Origin of the sequence: Rhizobium sp. AAP43 (genome assembly GCF_001296045.1) — a bacterium.
Taxonomy (GTDB): Bacteria; Pseudomonadota; Alphaproteobacteria; order Rhizobiales; family Rhizobiaceae; genus Allorhizobium.
The window spans coordinates 1-18,642 of sequence record NZ_LJHS01000045.1; the positions used below are offsets into that span (position 1 = coordinate 1).

Consider the following 18,642-nt stretch of genomic DNA (forward strand, 5'->3'; position numbering starts at 1 on the left):
ACACCAGATTTTCATTCTGGGAAGAGGGGTTCGACTCCCCTAGGGCGTGCCACTTCCAATTTCCTTCTCGTCAGGCAATCAATTTCGTTCCCGCGGCATCAAGCACGCGGAACTGGACCCGACGGTTGCCCTGCCATTGGTCGGCGCTCAGATTGCCAGCGACATGGATCTGGTTACCCTTGTTGTTCATGAGAAAACGACCCAAGTCCGTCTCGGCTGCGCGGAAGGCGATGCCGTCGAGACGGCTACCGTCCATGCTCTCCAGCGTAATCTTGATGTGTGTGGTACCAACGGGCCGAACATCGCGCAGACGGTGCAGTGGCACAGCAAAGACCGGCTGCGGATGACCGGAACCGAACGGGCCTGCCGATTCGAGCTGATCGACCAGTGCCAGCGTCGCTCCGGATGCCCCGATTGCTCCGTCAATTTTGAGCGTCTGATTAGCCGCGAGGGCGGACACCTGCGTCATGGCCTGCTCGTCAAAAAAGGCGCGAAGCCGCCCAAGATTGGTACGCTCCACGGTCAAGCCTGCCGCCATGGCATGGCCGCCGCCCTTGAGCAGCAAGCCCTCATCAACAGCGGCCCGCACCATACGCCCAAGATCGAAGCCGCTGATCGAGCGGCCGGAGCCTGTCCCTTTGCCGAGCGGATCCAAGGCGATCGCAAAGGCCGGGCGCTTGAATTTTTCTTTGAGTCGCGCGGCAAGCAGGCCGACGATCCCCGGATGCCACTGCTCCTTGGCCGTGACGATAACGGCCGCGCGTTCGCCGGACCCATATTCGGCCATGGCCTCTGCCTCGGCCTCGGCCAGCATCACCGCTTCCATCGCCTGTCGCTCGCGGTTGAGTTCATCCAGCTTGGCTGCGATCTCCTCCGCCTGCCCGGCGTCGTCAAGTGTCAGCAACCGGCTGCCGAGGGCAGCATCGCCGATTCGGCCACCGGCATTGATTCTGGGACCAACCAGAAATCCGAAATGGTAGGGAGTGACTGGCCCGCCGATGCCAGCCACACGCAAGAGCGCGGCAAGGCCAGCATTGTTCTGATGGCGGGCAGCGATTAGCCCTTTCGTCACATAAGCGCGGTTGAGGCCCTTCAGTGGCACCACATCACACACGGTCGCCAGCGCCACGAGATCAAGCCAGGCCAGGAGATCGAGCGAGCGCGCATAAGGGTGCCCCGCCTCGCGAAGGTGTCTCAGCGAAGCGACCAGAACCATGAATACAACACCGGCGGCGCAGAGATGCCCCTGCCCCGACAGGTCATCCTCCCTGTTCGGATTGACCAGAGCGTGACAGACCGGCATTTCGTGGCCCATCTGGTGGTGATCGATTACAACAACATCCACACCGCGCCGCTCTGCCGCGCCGAGCGCCTCAATACTGGTCGAGCCGCAGTCAACCGTGATCAGCAGATCCGCGCCCCGGTCGATCAATTGGTCGATGGCCGCTGCATTCGGGCCGTAACCTTCAAAGATGCGGTCGGGAATATAGATTTCCGCTTCGACGCCGAAATGGCTGAGGAACCGGTACATCAGCGCAGACGACGCGGCACCATCCACGTCATAGTCGCCAAAGATCGCCACTCTCTGCTTCTTATCGATCGCCAATGCGATGCGGCTTGCCGCCTTATCGCAATCTGTCAGCTTTGATGGATCGGGCATGAGATTGCGGATCGTCGGATCAAGGAAGGTGGGTGCATCGTCGACACCGACACCTCGACCGGCGAGAACGCGGGCCACGAGTTCCGGGATCCCATGCAACTGGCTGATGGCCAACGCCCTGTTTTCACCGGCCTGATCGGTGCGCGACATCCATCGCTGACCGCTTGCGGATTGCTCGACACCCAGGAATGCGCGTTGGACGGGATCTACCGGTTGCGTCGACATGCCTGCCTTCCGGGCGACCATGCGCGGCCATGCCCTCACTCGATCAATGGACTTGAGCGGCCGTCAATGACGGCCAGCTCTCTCCTTCTATAGAGATCGGACAGAATCGCCAGTGGCCTCGCAGCTCTCTCCGCAAGCCTCGGGAATAGAGATTAGGAAAAAAGCCAGGCGACGAGCACGAAGGGAAGCATCATAATGAGCGCCAGTGTCAGCAATTGGAGCCAGCCTGTCGTGCCCTCAAGGTCGGAGTTCGCACTATCATGTGCACCCGCTTCAGCGCCCGCATCATGGCGAGCGCTTCGCAATTCCCCCGATCGATCGATGACATGAGCACGGCTGCTACCGCTGATCATTCTGGAACCCCTCCCAAGAATCCATATGATGCTGTCAGCCTAGCCGAGTCCGGTCCTTTTGGCGAGCACTACCTATCGGCGCAAGTGATGCGGTCGACCCGCCAGTTCTGGCGGTCTGATCGGTCCGGGTCAACCTTGGTAAGAGATTATCGCCTCAGCCTTTCGGCCGCTCGATCCGGATAACCTGCGGTTCACCAATGAGGTAGCCCTCGCCCTTGATGGCGCCGACGGCCTTGCGGACCGCACTCTCCATCGTGGCATGGGTGACCAGGATGATCGTCTGCGGCCGGTCGGCTGTCGCAGGTTCCTTGGCGTGCTGGACGATCGATTCGAGCGAAATGGCGTTTTCCGCCATACGCGTCGCGATGCTGGCAAAAACGCCGGTGCGATCCTGGACCGTCAGGCGGATGAAATAGCCACCTTCATGGCTTTGCATTTCAGCTTGCCGGTAAGCGTCGAGAAGATGGGCGGGACGCCCGAGAACTGGCACGTTCTGAGCGCCTGGACGGCTCTTGGCAATATCGGTGACGTCGCCCAGGACAGCCGAGGCCGTGGCGTTACCACCGGCACCCGGACCAACCATCAGCAGTTCTCCGAGAATGTCCGATTCCAGTGCCACGGCATTGGTGACACCATCGACCTGCGCAATCACCGAATCATGCGGCACCATGGTCGGGTGAACCCGCTGTTCGATGCCGCTTTCGGTTTTTTGCGCCACGCCGAGAAGCTTGATGCGATAGCCGAGATCGGCCGCAGCATGGATATCCTCGATCGAGATATTGGTGATGCCTTCAAGATAGATCTGGTCGGCTGCGATTTCGCAGCCAAAGGCGAGCGTCGTCAGGATCGACAGCTTGTGTGCCGTGTCGTTGCCTTCGATATCGAAGCTCGGATCGGCTTCGGCATAACCCAAGCGCTGCGCTTCCTTGAGGCAATCGGCAAACGACAACCCTTCGCGCTCCATCCGGGTCAGGATGTAATTGCAGGTGCCGTTCATGATCCCGTAGATGCGGGAGAAATTGTTGCCGGTCAGCGACTCGCGCAGCGTCTTGATCACCGGAATACCACCGGCGACAGCGGCCTCATAGTTCAGAAGGCAGCCCTTGGCCTCGGCAAGCTTGGCGAGCTCGACGCCATGGCGCGACAGCAGCGCCTTGTTGGCCGTTACGACATGCAGGCCACGGGTGAGCGCTGTCCGGACCGACTGTTCAGCCGCCCCTTCCGCGCCACCGACGAGTTCGACAAAGACGTCGATGTCCGCCGTCTCAGCCATCGTTACCGGATCGTCGAACCAAAGGATGCCATCCATCGCAATGCCGCGATCCTTCGTCTTGTCGCGTGCCGAAACCGCCGTGACAATGATCGGACGGCCGCAGGCGACCGTGAGTGCGTTCGAACGCTGATGAAGGATACGGACGAGCGAGGCGCCGACGGTTCCGAGACCCGCCACGCCGATTTTGAGGGCATCAGCCATGAGGCATTCCTGAAAGTTCTGTAGGTGGGACAGGCGGTCGGCAACGACCGCCCGGTAAGACTCAACGATGGGCGTTGAGCGAGATCACGTTGTGCATGGTCTCGTCAGCCGTCGAGAGGAACTTCTTGATGTTGCGCGCGGCCTGACGAATGCGGTGTTCGTTCTCAACCAGCGCGAGACGGACATATTCGTCGCCCATTTCGCCAAAGCCAATGCCCGGAGCCACCGCGACATCAGCCTTCTCGACCAACAGCTTGGAAAATTCCAGGCTGCCGAGATGACGGAATTTCTCCGGGATCTTTGCCCAGGCAAACATGGTTGCGGCCGGCGGCGGCACTTCAAAACCGGCCTTGCCGAAGCTTTCGACCATGACGTCACGGCGACGCTTGTAGACGCTGCGCACTTCGGCGATGTCGGTGCCGTCGCCGTTCAATGCATGGGTCGCGGCCACCTGGATCGGGGTGAAGGCGCCGTAGTCGAGGTAGGACTTCACGCGCGTGAGCGCTGCGATCAGACGCTCGTTGCCGACGGCAAAGCCCATGCGCCATCCCGGCATCGAGAAGGTCTTGGACATCGAGGTGAACTCGACGGCGACGTCCATTGCGCCCGGAACCTCAAGCACCGACGGCGGCGGATTGTTGTCGTCGAAATAGATTTCAGAATAGGCCAGATCCGAGAGCACGATGATATCGTGCTTCTTCGCGAAGGCGATGACATCCTTGTAGAAGTCAAGGCTTGCAACACGCGCTGTCGGGTTCGACGGATAGTTGACGATCAGCGCCAGCGGCTTTGGAATCGAGTGACGCACGGCGCGCTCAAGCGGCGGGAAGAAAGTCTCGTCCGGCTCGATCGGGATCGACCGGATAACGCCGCCCGTCATCAGGAAGCCAAAGGCGTGAATGGGATAGGTCGGGTTCGGGCAGAGGATCACGTCGCCCGGCGCGGTGATGGCCTGCGCCATGTTGGCGAAGCCTTCCTTCGATCCGAGCGTGGCAACGACCTGTGTGTCCGGATTGAGCTTCACGTTGAAGCGGCGGGCATAATAGGCGGCCTGGGCGCGGCGAAGGCCGGGAATGCCCTTGGACGAAGAGTAACGGTGCGTGCGAGGGTCCTGGACCACTTCGCAGAGCTTGTCGACGATCGCCTGCGGGGTCGGCAGGTCGGGATTGCCCATGCCGAGATCGATGATGTCGGCGCCACCGGCTCGGGCGCTGGCCTTCAGACGGTTGACCTGTTCGAAAACATAAGGCGGCAGCCGCCGAACTTTGTGAAACTCTTCCATCTTCAACCCCTGAAACTGCGCGAATGCTGTTCGCCGCAGGCGGGTTCGTTCTCGCCAGTGATCACGCGCTCCGCAACGAACCGCAGAACCGAAGTCGCGTTAGTGTATACCCGTTACAGCGCTGCCATCTAATCGTGTCGCAAATCCGGTCGAAAGGCCGGGATCAGCAGGAAAAAGCGCTGTTTCAACATTCGCTGCTTTGCGGAAAAATCACGCGAAGCGCAAGTCTTAATTGGCGATCTCGGCCTGGGTCTCAGCCCCGTGTCCAGCCGCCAAGCGTCGAAGCTCGACGAGCCGGCGCTGATATTCGGCCTCGGTGATCGTGCCGGCCTTCCTCGCGGTCGACAGAGCGGTCAGGCGCTGCTGCAGAGCCGACGCCTCCTCGTTGTTCATCTGGACGCTCGCAGCCGTCAGTGACCCGGAGAAATTCGGATAGCCGTCCGGATAAGTGGGACGCTGTGTCGGGGCCTTCGGCTGGTCCTCGTCTTCGACCGTGACTTCCAACGCGGTGGACATTGGATTGGGCGCAGGCGGGGCCGACTGGCAGCCGGAACCGGCAAGCGCGATCACACCAACAACAAGGAGGGCAGACCGTGTCCGGTCCCATTCACTCAGAAAGCTTTTCACATCAGCCTCGGTCCGCCGCATCCTTGCGGCAAATTCTGTCATAGCAGCGCATCCGGCATGACCGTTCTCATAAAGACTATGCGCCAATCGCTGGAACTTGTAGTCGTTTTCGGGCAGGATAGGCAAATACAAAAGATATCAGAAGAATGGTCTGGGGGAGGTCATGGACAGCACGCGCGAACACACCGACAGCGGCGCCGCCTTCGATCCCAAGCTGATCGAACCCTATATCGTCAAAGACCCGCAGGCACTGGCAATCAACGCGGCCAAGGCTCTGGAAAACCTTGGCAAGGCCGCATCCGTCTGGCTGAAGCCGCGCGAAAGCGGCGAGATCATCGACCCCGTGGGCGAGCCGGTGACCGAACTCACACGCACCTTGGGCAAGGTGGCCGAATACTGGATGTCCGACCCCAAGCGGACGCTCGAAGCCCAGACGCATCTGCTGAACGCCGTGTTTGGCGTCTGGAGCCGGTCACTTGCCCGATTCGCAGCACCGGAGGTGCCCGTCCCGGATCCGCTGCCGAAGGACAAGCGCTTCTCCGACGAGGATTGGGAGCGCAATCCCTTCTTTGACTTCCTGCGCCAGACCTATGTCGTGCTGTCGCAGTGGGCCGAAAAGATGGTCGACGAGGCCCAAGGCTTGGATGAACACACCAGACACAAGGCTGCCTTTTACGTTCGGCAAATCACCGCGGCGATGTCCCCCGCCAATTTCGTTGCGACCAATCCTCAGCTCTATCGTGAGACGGTAGCGAGCAACGGCGCCAATCTCGTCAAGGGCATGCAGATGCTCGCCGAAGACATTGAAGCCGGCGGTGGCGACCTCAAAATGCGCCAAACCGACAACAGCAAATTCGCCGTCGGCATCAACATGGCCGTGACACCGGGGAAGGTGATTGCCCAGAGCGATATCTGTGAGGTCATCCAGTACGAAGCGACGACCGAGACGGTGTTGAAGCGCCCTCTCCTCATCTGCCCGCCCTGGATCAACAAGTTCTACATCCTTGATCTCAACCCGCAGAAAAGCTTCATCAAGTGGTGTGTGGACCAGGGGCACACGGTCTTCGTCATATCCTGGGTTAATCCCGATGAGCGACACGCAGACAAGGGTTGGGAAGCCTATATTCGTGAGGGCGTCGATTTCGCGCTCGATACCGTGGAAAAGGCGACCGGGGAGAAACAGGTCAACGCGATCGGCTACTGCGTCGGGGGAACACTGCTTGCGGCGGCACTGGCGCTGCATGCGCAGGAAAACAATAAGCGAATTGCAAGTGCAACGCTATTTACGACGCAAGTCGACTTTACCTATGCCGGCGACCTGAAGGTCTTTGTCGATGAGGGCCAGCTGACATCGCTCGAAGCCCGAATGCAGGAGAGTGGCTACCTGGACGGCTCGAAAATGGCGTCGGCCTTCAACATGCTGCGCGCCTCGGAACTGATCTGGCCCTATTTCGTCAACAACTACCTGAAGGGCCAGGATCCGATGCCCTTCGACCTTCTCTTCTGGAACTCCGATTCGACCCGAATGGCCGCAGCGAACCACTCCTTCTATCTGCGCAATTGCTACCTCAACAACACGCTTAGCCACGGCAAGATGCAGCTGGCCGGCAAAACCCTGTCGCTGAAGGATGTAAGGATCCCGATCTATAATCTGGCAACCCGTGAGGACCACATAGCGCCGGCGAAATCTGTTTTCGTTGGTAGCAGCCTGTTTGGCGGACCAGTCGATTTCGTCCTCGCCGGCTCTGGTCACATCGCCGGCGTCGTCAATCCGCCGGATAAAAACAAGTATCAGTTCTGGACCAACGGCTCGGCTGTCGGCAGCTATGAGGACTGGCTTGCCGAAGCGAAAGAGACTACCGGTTCCTGGTGGCCCCACTGGCAGATGTGGATAGAAGCGCTCGACGACGCCCGCGTTCCAGCCAGAGCGCCAGGGGGCGGTGCACTCAATGCGATTGCCGATGCGCCGGGCGCCTATGTCATGGCCCGGGTCTGAGGTCGCAACAGCTTGCGGTTCCACCCTGCCCTGGTTCCTGCGGTCCTTGTTCGCCGCTACAAACGCTTTCTGTTCGATGCGGTCCTTGATGATGGCACGCAGATCACCGGATTCTGCCCGAATACCGGTTCCATGCTCGGATTGACGACCCCTGGCTCCCGGATCTGGTTGTCCGATCATCAGGGATCTGACCGCAAGCATCGCTACGCCTTTGAGATCATCGAGGCTGATGGCACGATGGTCGGCGTGCATGCTGCAATTGCCAACCGTCTCGCCGAGGAGGCGATCTCCGCCGGCCTTGTCACTGACCTTGCAAACTATTCCACGCTACGGCGCGAGCAGCGTTATGGTCGCAATTCGAGGGTGGACTTCCTTCTCTCCGCGACCGGACGGCCGGATGCCTATGTCGAAGTCAAGAACGTGCATTTCACCCGCGAACCGGGACTTGCCGAGTTTCCCGACACGGTGACAACGCGCGGTGCGCGGCACCTGGAGGAACTCGCCGTGGTATCTGCATCCGGCCAGCGTGCCATCATGCTCTACGTGGTACAAAGGTCAGACTGCAATCGCTTCAGACTGTGCGGCGATCTTGATCCGGGTTATGCTGCCGCCTTCGCACACGCCATTGCAGCAGGCGTCGAGGTCTATGCCGTCAAATGCCAGGTGAGTGCCGAGGAAATCAGCCCAACCGGACGCATTGGCATGGACGAGCCTGCCCTTGCTGCATTACAAGCGGCCCGACGGTAAAAAGACGGAAAGCACTCCGATGGTGACATATATCGACGCCGCTTCGGCTCCCCTCAAGAATACGGGCGCGATCCGGCTCTACAGCGCTGATGATTTCGAGGGCATGCGGCGGGCATGCCAGCTAACGGCACGCTGCCTCGATGCGCTGGTGCCGATGGTTCAGCCCGGGGTGACGACTTCGGCCATCGATCGCTTTGTCTTTGAATTCGGCATGGATCACGGCGCCCTGCCGGCGACGCTGAACTACCGGGGCTACAAATATTCCGTCTGCACCTCGATCAACCATGTTGTCTGCCACGGCATGCCGGAAGACAAGCCGCTTCGTGACGGCGATATCGTCAATATTGACGTCACCTTCCTACTCGACGGCTGGCATGGCGATTCGAGCCGTATGTATCCGGTCGGCCAGGTGAAGCGGGCGGCAGAGCGGCTTATGGAAGTGACCCATGAATGCCTGATGCGCGGTATCGCTGCGGTGCGCCCCGGCGCCCGGACGGGTGCCATCGGTGAGGCGATCCAGACCTTTGCCGAGGCTGAGCGCTGCACCGTGGTGCGCGATTTCTGCGGCCATGGCGTCGGCCGCCTGTTCCACGACAGCCCGAACATCCTGCATTACGGCAAGGCCAATGAAGGGCCGGAAATGCGCGAAGGCATGATCTTCACCATCGAGCCGATGATCAATCTCGGGAAGCCGCATGTGAAGGTTCTTTCGGACGGCTGGACGGCCGTGACCCGCGACCGCTCGCTCACCGCACAGTACGAACACACAGTCGGCGTAACTGCGACCGGTTGCGAGATCTTCACGCTGTCGCCCGCCGGCCTCGATGCACCTGGCCTCAATCGCTGACCTTCGGCGAACCGAGCCCGTTCCTGCTGTTTGAGGGGACGGGCTTGCGCAACTTACGCTTGCGCTGACCGCAAGTCATGGCAGAATACCGGTGCGGCGGCGAGCGCTGCGCGACCAAAGTGGTCGAAGCCGGGACCGAGAGATGACGAAGTCTTACCTTTCCGATCTTGCAACACCCCTTCCCGACGGGAGCTTATATCCCACGGACGGTCCAATACCGGCCACGCCAGCAACGATCGACGAACGTAGCTTTTTTGCCGAACGCCCAACCAAGAGCGACAGGCTGGTGCAACCGCAAACATCGCGGCCAACAGCGACCGACCAACATTATCACGGCCACCGTGACCGTCTGCGAGCACGTTACAAGGATGGCGGCGATGGTGTGCTCGCCGACTACGAAATTCTTGAACTGCTCCTGTTTCGCCTCATCCCACGCCGAGACACGAAACCCATCGCCAAGGCACTGCTCACACGTTTCGGCACGCTTGCGGGCGTGCTCGGCGCACCTTCAGCCCTTTTGCAGGAGGTGAAGGGCGTCGGCGAAGCCGTCGCCCTCGATCTCAAGCTGATCGCCACGGTGGCGCAGCGAATGTTGAAGAGCGAGTTGCGCGAAAAGCAGGTCCTGTCATCATGGTCTGCCGTCATCGATTATTGCCATGCAGCGATGGCTTACGAGACGACCGAGCAATTCCGCATTCTGTTCCTCGACAAGCGCAATGCTCTGATCGCAGATGAAATCCAGGGGCGTGGGACGGTTGACCATACGCCGGTCTATCCGCGCGAAGTGGTCAAGCGCGCTCTTGAGCTCTCGGCGACCGCCGTCATTCTCGTGCACAATCATCCTAGCGGCGACCCGACACCGTCAAGGGCCGATATCGACATGACCCGGACCATCGTAGAGACGGCCAAACCCCTCGGCATCACCGTCCACGATCACATCATCATCGGCAAGGAAGGTCATGCAAGCCTCAAAGGGCTGAAGCTGATGTGAGTTGGAGGTGTGCCGTTCTGTCGTCATTGGACCATAAAAACGTCGCTCGACGCGCGGGAGATAACGAAACGGTCAGATTGCTCTGGTAGAAAACGCTTAGGAACCCGACCGAGTCGCATGCGGATCCGGGCAAGGCAAAGGCAGTTTTCATGAACACGTATGACTTCGTCGTCATTGGCAGCGGACCGGCCGGACGTCGCGCAGCGATCCAGGCGGCTAAGCTCGACAAGAAGGTTCTCGTCATCGAGAAGGGAAGCCGCGTCGGCGGCGTCTCCGTCCATACCGGCACGATCCCGTCGAAGACGCTGCGCGAAACGGCCCTTAATCTGACGGGCTGGCGCGAACGCGGCTTTTATGGCCGCAGCTACCGGGTCAAGCAGGAGATCAATGCCGACGATCTCAGACGGCGCCTGCTGATCACGCTTGACCATGAGGTCGAGGTTCTGGAGCACCAGTTCTCGCGCAACCGGGTCCATCACCTGCGCGGCAAGGCGAGCTTCATCGATGCCCATACGCTTGAAGTGGTGAAAGAGGATGGCGAAGTGCTGCATGTCGGCGCGACCTCGGTCTTGCTTGCTGTCGGCACCCGGCCCTTCCGGCCCACGCATATTCCATTCGACGGCACGAGCATCATCGACAGCGACGAGATCCTCGACATCAAGCAACTGCCGCGATCCATGGTGGTGATCGGCGCGGGCGTCATCGGCATCGAATATGCGACGATCTTTTCCGCGCTCGATACTGCGGTAACCGTGGTCGAACCGCGCGATACGATGCTCGACTTCATCGACAAGGAAATCGTCGAGGACTTCACCTACCAGCTGCGCGACCGCAACATGAAGCTGGTCTTCGGCCAGACTGTCGAAGGCGTGGAGAAGGTCGATGGCAAGTGCCGGGTGACGCTGAAGAATGGTCGCATCCTGACTTCGGAAATGGTGCTCTTCGCGGCCGGCCGTGTCGGTGCGCTCGATTCACTCAATCTCGGAGCGATCGGTCTCGAGGGAGACAATCGTGGTCGGCTCAAGGTAAACCCCGAGACATTCCAGACAGCCATACCGCATATCTACGCCGCTGGTGACGTCGTCGGCTTCCCCTCGCTTGCCTCGACCTCGATGGAACAGGGCCGAATTGCCGCCCGTCATGCCGTTGGCGCTCCAGCGCAGGAACCGCCGCAATATTTCCCCTATGGCATCTATGCCGTGCCGGAGATTTCGACCTGCGGCCTGACCGAGGAAGAAGTTATCCAGCGCGGCATTCCCTATGAGGCCGGCATCGCGCATTTCCGCGAGACCTCGCGCGGCCACATCATGGGCCTCGACAGCGGCATGTTGAAGATGATCTTTTCGCTCAAGACCCGTCGCCTGCTTGGTGTGCATATCGTCGGCGAGGGTGCGACCGAGCTTGTTCATATCGGTCAAGCTGTTCTCAATCTCAAAGGCACAGTTGAGTACTTCGTCGAGAATACCTTCAACTATCCAACGCTAGCCGAAGCCTACAAGATCGCTGGTCTCGACGCCTGGAACCGCATGGGCGAGTTGAAAGTCGAGAAGGTGGAACGAAAGGCCGCTGAATAACTCTGAGAGGGTTAGCTTGCGCAGCCTTTTGCGGCCGTTGCTCATGAAGGGCTGACGGCAGCGACGACTCGTGCGAAAGTAGCAACCTCCACACCTTTTTCGCCCGTCATCCGCGCATTTTCAGCACCAGAGCTTGTTTCATGTTCGCTTCCTTCGGCCATATTGGTGGCCGCCCGCAACTGCTCGTCCTCTCACTGATGATCTTTGCGCAGGGGTCCGCCTATGGTGCCACCCTGCCCTATCTCTCCGTCACGGCGATCGGTACGCTTGGGATGAGCGACCAAGCCTATTCACTTCTCATCTTCGTCTCGTCGCTCGCAGCTGTCACGATCAGCGTGTCACTTGGCATCCTCTCCGACCTCCTCGGAGACCGCAGACAGATGATGATCCTCATGTCGCTCATGGGATTCGCGGGTTATGGCGCGATCTATCTCTATCCGTCGATCCCGGTCTTTGTCGGCGCGACCTCGATCGTAATCCCCTTTTTCTATGCCACCAGCTCCCTCATTTTTGCCAGTGCACGAGGAGAAACTGCCGAACTCGCGCCAATCGACGCTGCCTCGATCAATGCCACCATGCGGGCTTTCGTATCCGCTGCCTGGGTCGTGACACCTGCGGTTCTCGGGCTAGCCCTCGGCGCGTCCGGCTCGATGCTCGGGGCCTGGGGGGCGGCGTCCATCTTCTCGCTCTTCATCTGCCTGTGCGCCACGGCGCTGCTGAAGCGACAAGCACAAAGGCCAGCGCGAGATCCTGGTGCGCCGGGGTTCTTTTCGGCACTACGTGAACTTGCAGCCCCCATCATGCTGGTGCGCATGGCGGCAATGGCAGCAATCACCGCCACGCTCAGGCTGTCCGGCACGATCTGGCCCCTGATCCTCACCCTGCAGCTCGGCGGCACAACCGCCGATGTCGGTCTAATCTCGGGATTGACGGCCCTGATTGAGATCCCCTTCATGCTAATCTGCTCAGAACTGCTGAAACGCTACAGCATTGTCACCATGATCGTCAGCGCCGCCCTGCTTTATGGCGGCTACATGGCGGCGTTGAGCCTGGCGTCAGAACCCTGGCACATCTATGCCCTGTCCGTGCCGGGTGCCGCTTTCGCCGCGGCACTTCTCTCGCTGCCACTCACCTATTTCCAGGATATCTTCCCGACTCGCCCTGGCCTGGGAACCGCCTTCATGCCGATCAACTCATTCCTCGGCAATGGCATCAGCGCTCTTGCTTTTGCCCTTGGCTCGCAAACCTTTGGCTATTCGGGCACCGCCTGGATCGGGCTTGGTCTTGCCATCGCCGGCGTCGGCGGACTGGTGCTGGTGGAGAGGCAGCCGCCGACCGAACGGCCCTAAACGGCTCAATGCCGACAAACCATTCTCACATGCTGCCTCACTTCGACCCAGCGCAGCCCTCATCGCAACCATAGGCCGGAAACGCAAAAAGCCGCCCCGGAGGGCGGCTTTTCACAAGTGTTTGCGGCTTGCGATTACTCGGCGTCGCCTTCGGCGGCCTTCTTCTTCGCTGCAGCCTTCTTCTTCGGGGCTTCGTCGCCTTCAGCGGCGTCGTCAGCCTTCGCAGAAGCCTTCTTCTTCGACGCCTTCTTAGGCGACTTGTCGCCATCTTCCTGGCCGTCCTCGGCCATCAGTTCTTCCTTGGTCACGGTCTTGTCGGTGACGGTGATCTCGGTCAACAGCTTGTCGATGACCTTCTCTTCGAAGATCGGAGCGCGCAGCGAAGCGGCAGCGCCGGGGGTGTTGCGGAAGAAATCGAGGATTTCCTTCTGCTGGCCCGGGAACTGCTGCAGCTGGGCGTAGAGCGCGCGCTGCATTTCTTCTTCGGTGACATCAACGCCACCCTTTTCACCGATCTCGGAGAGAACCAGGCCGAGACGGACGCGGCGTTCAGCCAGCTTGCGATATTCGTCGCGGGCTTCTTCCTCTGTCGTGTCTTCATCGGCGAAGGTCTTGCCGGACTGTGCAAGATCGGTGTTGATCTGGCGCCAGATGTTTTCGAACTCGGCGTCGACGAGCTTCGACGGTGCTTCGAACTTGTAGAGTTCGTCAAGCTGGTCGAGGATCTGACGCTTGACCTTCTGGCGGGTGATGTTGCCGTACTGGCCTTCGATCTGGCCGCGGACGATTTCCTTCAGCTTCTCAACCGATTCAACGCCAAGCTTGGTGGCGAGTTCATCGTTGATCTCAACTGCTGCAGGAGCTGCGACTTCCTTGACGGTGATGTCGAAAGTGGCTTCCTTGCCGGCGAGATTTGCTGCCGGGTACTCGGTCGGGAAGGTCACGGTGATGACCTTTTCGTCGCCGGCCTTCAGGCCAACCAGCTGCTCTTCGAAGCCCGGGATGAAGCGGTTGGAACCGATAACGAGTTCTGCATCTTCGTCCTTGCCACCGTCGAAGGCAACGCCGTCGACCTTGCCGAGGTAATCCATGGTGACGCGGTCGCCGTCGGCGGCCTTACCCTTCTTGGTTTCGAAGCTGCGAGCATTTTCAGCGATCTTGAGGATCTGCTCGTCGATTTCCGACTCGGCGATCTCGACCACTTCGCGCTCAACCTTGATGCCATCAACCGGCTTCAGTTCGATTGCGGGGATGATTTCGTAGGAGAAGGAGAATTCCAGGTCAGCCTGAGCCGACAGGATCTTTTCCGCTTCCTTCTCGTCTTCGGTCATGACGATTTCCGGCTGGGTTGCCGACTTTTCGCCGCGCTCCGACAGGATCGCCGACGGCTTGTCGCGGATGATCTCGTTGACGAGCTCAGCCATGATCGACTTGCCATACATCTTCTTGACGTGCGACGTCGGTACCTTGCCCGGACGGAAGCCGTTGATACGGACCTTGTCCTTGACGTCGGCGAGACGCTCGTTCATCCGCTGTTCCATGTCCTTGGCCGGGATGACGACCTTGATTTCGCGCTTCAGCCCTTCAGCGAGCGTTTCGATAACCTGCATGTTCTTACCTTCATGTCGTGGCGGCCGTGCTCGGACACCGTTGGTTTCTCTGAGCACGACGCCGGAATCCATCTGTTTCCGGACGTGGCTGCGTCGCAATCGTCAAACAATCTGCCAAGCAAAACGGCGCCGGACTGACGGAAGATGCACCAATGTGCCCCTCTCATCGATCCCGCGCGGCTCAGCTGGTGCGGGTAGAGAGACTTGAACTCCCACGCCTTGCGGCACCAGAACCTAAATCTGGCGTGTCTACCAATTTCACCATACCCGCGTCCAAAAGCGCATGCTGCATTCGCGCATGGCCCCTCCGGAGCGCGCGTCTCTATAACACCCGTTTTCCCGCACGCAAAGGAAAAATGACAGTGTCACGAGGGGGATCAACAGCGGTTCGGGGCGCTCAGCCGGACGAGTGACGGCGTCAGTAGAGCGGCTCCTCATAAAGCGGCTGGCCATCGAGCATCAAAGCTCGGATCTGCGCCTGGCCGGCGGCCGAGACCCGGGCAGCGACCGAGACCCTGTTTTCGTTGCGCCCATCCTCTATCGGCCTGCCCTCTCCTTCCGGAACGTAGTAACGCTCGATGCCATAGGAGACACTGAGTTCGCTGCCAGCCGTCCACATCCATTCCCCGACAAAGACGGGTGCCGAGCGCAAGATCACCGACCCGGGCATCTCGGCCAGCGTTGCGAAGGAGGCCGCCTCGACCTGCCAGAAGCCCGTGGTATCAGGCCGCAAGCGAACGAAAAGCGGCAATTTGGCGCCATCCTTCGGACGCTCACCGCGGATGCGGTCCGTCGGAATGCTCGAGATCTCGTAACTCAGAATGACATAGTCGCCCCGCAGCAGATCCCGTGGATCGACAGGGGTCGTCTTCAGCAGGACCTCGGTTCCGGCCTGCAGAATCGCGGCCCGGCTCTGGATCATGTAGCCGAGGACACCACACTGGGTGAGGCTCACCAAGAGGGCCGCAAGGAGGAAGCGCCTGGGAGAACGAACGGTCGGGATCATGCGACACCTCCTGCGGATTTTGCACCAAAACGTTTCTCTAGCCGGACGACGATGAAAGCGATGACGGCGACGAAGAGGCCGGCCAGCAGGAAGAAGGCCGAGGTTCCAAGGATGCTGTCTATCGTTTCATAAGATAGATACAGGACCTCCGCTGCGAAAACTCCATAGGCGAGATAGCGGACGGCGCCATTCCCACGTCCCTCTACGATGACAGCAGCGAGACAAAGCCCGAGTACGGCAATGGCGATGACCGCCGTTGGCAGCGGACCGGAGGTGTTCACATGCAGGGTGCCGAGAGCGCTCAACGCCAGAACGAGGGGATAGAAGGTCCCAGAGGGTCCGAACCGATTGCGCAGAGCAGAAAGCGGTGATTGCGGCACGGCGAGCAGGAGGAATATCGCGACAGAGACCGTGGCAACACCTGCTGCCATCCAGATTTCCCCATCAATCAGCCAGAACCACCAGACCCATTGCAGCAGCAGCAGCCAGGCAAGATGCTTCGCCCGGCCAGCGGACGTCCAGACGCAGAGCCAACCGACGCCAGCGGCAACGACCGGCGGCCAATAGGCCCACATGCCCTGCGCGGCCGTTGTATATCCGACATCCTCCAAACCAGCCCAGAACGCGGCGATCGCCAGAAGACCCGTGACAGCACTGAGTGCAGCTGAGCCGAACAGCAAGGCGGAAACGAAGGTAACGCTCAACCAGACGAGAAGCGCCGTAAAGTTATCGCCAGACAGATGATACATCTGACCAACCAGGGCAATGCCGGCGCCGAAGCTCGCGGAGCCCAGGACGAGACAGGCGGCAGCGATACGCTTGGCCTCCCGCGCCCGCGCCAGCCAACCGCCAAGATTGAAGATCCAGATCATCGCGATGATGCCGCCGAGTTTGACCAGGCGCGGGATCGCATCCCAGTTGGCAGCGACCAGCATCAGGATCGAAGCGGCAATAAGCGTTGCCGCAAGCATGCCGAGGACGGATCCCAGACTGAAGCCGCCGGCGCGTTGGTCGTGGTCTGCGAGGAGCCGTTCCGCTAGGGGTGCATCGATCAGTCCGCGCTGCGCCCAATCATCCAGATCCCGTTTCAGTCGTCCACGATACATCGCGAGCCTCCCCTCTTGTTAGGTTTGTTGTTCCACCAAGCAGCATGATTGGCAAGATTCGCAATGCGTGGCACTGGCGCTCAGCCCATACATCGGCGGCCAAGAGCCGAGGCGGCCCTCATGCAAACAGCGCATGCCTTCCATGATGATATTGCACTGCACAAAATTTGGCGTTCGCGTTACTGAAAGCATGACTGAGACGCGAAGAACATTAGTTCTGCCTCAGGAGAGTTTCAGGAAGCACGCTCCTCCTCCCAGTGCTTTTTGATCTGATCGATGACTACCTCCTCCCGGTTGTCGATCTTTACCAATGACGCCCACCGGTCCTCCTCCCCCGGTGGGCGTTATTTTTTGCTCACCTTTCCCCAAATACTGCGTTATCGAGCGGCGAGCCACGCGCAGGGAGACCATTTTTTCATCAGTTTACTCATGGTTAACTATTGAGCTATGCGACGCACGCATGGTTGCTCTGATGCATTGGCTCTTCAATCGTTTCGCACCGCAGCATATATTCGGATCAACAAATTCGAACGCGGCCCACGATCGGGTCCATCCACTGAAGAGGGTAACCCCATGAACATCGCTCGCTCGCTCACCAACTGGCGCAAGTATCGTCAGACTGTTACCGAACTCGGCCGCATGTCGGACCGCGAACTGCGTGACCTCGGCATCGGCCGCGAAGACATCCGTCGCGTTGCACGCAGCGCCGTCCACGGCTGATCCTACGCAGCGGCCTTTGTCGCCCGCGTGAGCAGATATAAAAACCCCGGATCGCAATGCGTTCCGGGGTTTTTCATTGTCGATTGTCTTTTCAATCAGTCTTCGCGAACCGAGACGATCACATCGTGGATCAGCTTGAGAACAGCATTCGCGTCGATGTCGGTGCAGATCTTCTGGCTAGGCAGATCCCCATCCCAATCGGAGGGACCGAATCCACGCCCATCAGGCTTCTGGATCGTCTGGCCATCGGCAATGCCGCCACAGACGACCCGGATTTTCCCGGAGCGGGTCTTGAAGAGTTCTGGCGCCACGACATAGACGCAGGCGCAGCTGTCATGCACGACCATACCGTCATCGACGAGGCCTTCGTAGAAGTCGATGTAAAACTGCGACAGATCGAAAAGCAGGCGCGCACGGCTGGTTCCGGCCGCATCGCGGATGTCGGCAAGCTGGCTTCGCGTCATCACAGTCTTCATCGTCACGTCGAGACCAACGACGACGACGGGCCATGTGGCCGTCATAACGATATCGGCCGCCTCAGGATCGCCGTGAATATTGGCTTCGGCCGCCGGCGTGACATTGCCGTTGCAGTCGAAGGCGCCGCCCATGATGACGATTTCCTTGACCAGTCCGACGATCTCAGGATCTTCCTTCAGCGCATTGGCCAGATTGGTCATGCGACCGACAGCCACGATGGTGACTTCACCCGGATTTGCACGAACCGTGTCGACGATGAAGCGATGGGCTGCACGCGGGTCTGGATCGACATCGGTGACTTCAGGCACACCGATATTGCCAAGGCCGTCGTCACCATGGATGAACTTCGGGGGTGCATGGCTGACACGATGCGGAATGAAGGTCTCACCGGCGCCTCGAGCAACCGGGGCCTCGATCTTCCATTCCCGCTTCAGGAACAGTGCATTGCGCGTGGTAATGTCGATCTCGGCATTGCCGAACACCGTTGTGATCCCGAGGAGATCGATCTCCGGGTGGTGATGGAGGAAGAGGAGCGCCATGGCGTCGTCGACGCCGGGATCCGTATCAAAGATGACTTTATGCATGAAATCGATCGCCT

General features: G+C 59.8%; 15 protein-coding genes, 1 tRNA gene and 1 pseudogene. 7 read left to right on the forward strand and 10 right to left on the reverse strand.

Going from position 1 to position 18,642, the window contains the following annotated elements:
* Window positions 1–70 precede the first annotated feature (70 nt).
* The 5 genes from recJ to IP76_RS19490 form a co-directional block, all read right to left on the reverse strand.
* Entirely contained in the window at window positions 71–1,885 is a 1,815-nt protein-coding gene (gene recJ / locus IP76_RS19470) for a single-stranded-DNA-specific exonuclease RecJ (protein WP_054160015.1), read from the reverse strand.
* A gap of 152 nt (window positions 1,886–2,037) precedes the next feature.
* Window positions 2,038–2,238: a hypothetical protein gene (locus IP76_RS19475; protein WP_054159908.1), complete on the reverse strand. Its 201-nt coding sequence runs from the start codon at window positions 2,236–2,238 to the stop codon at window positions 2,038–2,040.
* Window positions 2,239–2,392: 154 nt separating this feature from the next.
* Entirely contained in the window at window positions 2,393–3,712 is a 1,320-nt protein-coding gene (locus IP76_RS19480; RefSeq protein WP_054159909.1) for a homoserine dehydrogenase, read from the reverse strand.
* 61 nt (window positions 3,713–3,773) lie between these two features.
* On the reverse strand, window positions 3,774–4,994 hold the full coding sequence (locus IP76_RS19485) for an LL-diaminopimelate aminotransferase (protein ID WP_054159910.1): 1,221 nt from the start codon (window positions 4,992–4,994) through the stop codon (window positions 3,774–3,776).
* Between the two features lie 228 nt (window positions 4,995–5,222).
* Window positions 5,223–5,663, reverse strand: a complete 441-nt coding sequence (locus IP76_RS19490; protein WP_245281515.1) for an SHOCT domain-containing protein — start codon at window positions 5,661–5,663, stop codon at window positions 5,223–5,225.
* A 121-nt stretch (window positions 5,664–5,784) separates the two neighbouring features.
* Here IP76_RS19490 and phaC point away from each other — a divergent pair, with 121 nt between their 5' ends.
* The 6 genes and pseudogenes from phaC to IP76_RS19520 all read left to right on the forward strand — a co-directional run bounded on the left by phaC (window position 5,785) and on the right by IP76_RS19520 (window position 13,125).
* Window positions 5,785–7,617, forward strand: coding sequence for a class I poly(R)-hydroxyalkanoic acid synthase (gene phaC, locus IP76_RS19495; protein ID WP_054159911.1), 1,833 nt, complete (start codon window positions 5,785–5,787; stop codon window positions 7,615–7,617).
* A gap of 12 nt (window positions 7,618–7,629) precedes the next feature.
* Window positions 7,630–8,364: a DNA/RNA nuclease SfsA gene (gene sfsA, locus IP76_RS19500; RefSeq protein WP_054159912.1), complete on the forward strand. Its 735-nt coding sequence runs from the start codon at window positions 7,630–7,632 to the stop codon at window positions 8,362–8,364.
* Between the two features lie 19 nt (window positions 8,365–8,383).
* A complete protein-coding gene (map, locus tag IP76_RS19505) occupies window positions 8,384–9,211 on the forward strand; it encodes a type I methionyl aminopeptidase (protein WP_054159913.1) in 828 nt (275 codons plus the stop codon).
* A gap of 310 nt (window positions 9,212–9,521) precedes the next feature.
* Window positions 9,522–10,202, forward strand: a pseudogene (gene radC / locus IP76_RS19510) (DNA repair protein RadC); the annotation flags it as partial.
* Between the two features lie 149 nt (window positions 10,203–10,351).
* A complete protein-coding gene (sthA, locus tag IP76_RS19515) occupies window positions 10,352–11,776 on the forward strand; it encodes a Si-specific NAD(P)(+) transhydrogenase (RefSeq protein WP_054159914.1) in 1,425 nt (474 codons plus the stop codon).
* A gap of 140 nt (window positions 11,777–11,916) precedes the next feature.
* The gene (locus IP76_RS19520; protein ID WP_054159915.1) at window positions 11,917–13,125 is read left to right on the forward strand and encodes an MFS transporter; all 1,209 of its coding nucleotides are present in this window, start codon (window positions 11,917–11,919) and stop codon (window positions 13,123–13,125) included.
* 134 nt (window positions 13,126–13,259) lie between these two features.
* Here IP76_RS19520 and tig read toward each other — a convergent pair whose 3' ends face one another.
* The 4 genes from tig to IP76_RS19540 all read right to left on the reverse strand — a co-directional run bounded on the left by tig (window position 13,260) and on the right by IP76_RS19540 (window position 16,847).
* The gene (tig, locus tag IP76_RS19525) at window positions 13,260–14,735 is read right to left on the reverse strand and encodes a trigger factor (RefSeq protein WP_054159916.1); all 1,476 of its coding nucleotides are present in this window, start codon (window positions 14,733–14,735) and stop codon (window positions 13,260–13,262) included.
* A 186-nt stretch (window positions 14,736–14,921) separates the two neighbouring features.
* Window positions 14,922–15,006 (reverse strand) — tRNA-Leu (locus tag IP76_RS19530).
* 147 nt (window positions 15,007–15,153) lie between these two features.
* Window positions 15,154–15,741: a GDYXXLXY domain-containing protein gene (locus IP76_RS19535; protein ID WP_054159917.1), complete on the reverse strand. Its 588-nt coding sequence runs from the start codon at window positions 15,739–15,741 to the stop codon at window positions 15,154–15,156.
* The gene (locus tag IP76_RS19540) at window positions 15,738–16,847 is read right to left on the reverse strand and encodes a DUF2157 domain-containing protein (RefSeq protein WP_054159918.1); all 1,110 of its coding nucleotides are present in this window, start codon (window positions 16,845–16,847) and stop codon (window positions 15,738–15,740) included. Before IP76_RS19540 ends, IP76_RS19535 begins: the two co-directional genes overlap by 4 nt.
* A gap of 573 nt (window positions 16,848–17,420) precedes the next feature.
* On the opposite strand from IP76_RS19540, the gene IP76_RS22925 reads away from it, so the two are divergent.
* Window positions 17,421–17,567, forward strand: a complete 147-nt coding sequence (locus IP76_RS22925) for a DUF1127 domain-containing protein (protein ID WP_082352630.1) — start codon at window positions 17,421–17,423, stop codon at window positions 17,565–17,567.
* Between the two features lie 95 nt (window positions 17,568–17,662).
* On the opposite strand, the gene IP76_RS19545 is transcribed toward IP76_RS22925, so the two are convergent.
* A complete protein-coding gene (locus IP76_RS19545) occupies window positions 17,663–18,628 on the reverse strand; it encodes a nucleoside hydrolase (RefSeq protein ID WP_054159919.1) in 966 nt (321 codons plus the stop codon).
* Window positions 18,629–18,642 lie beyond the last annotated feature (14 nt).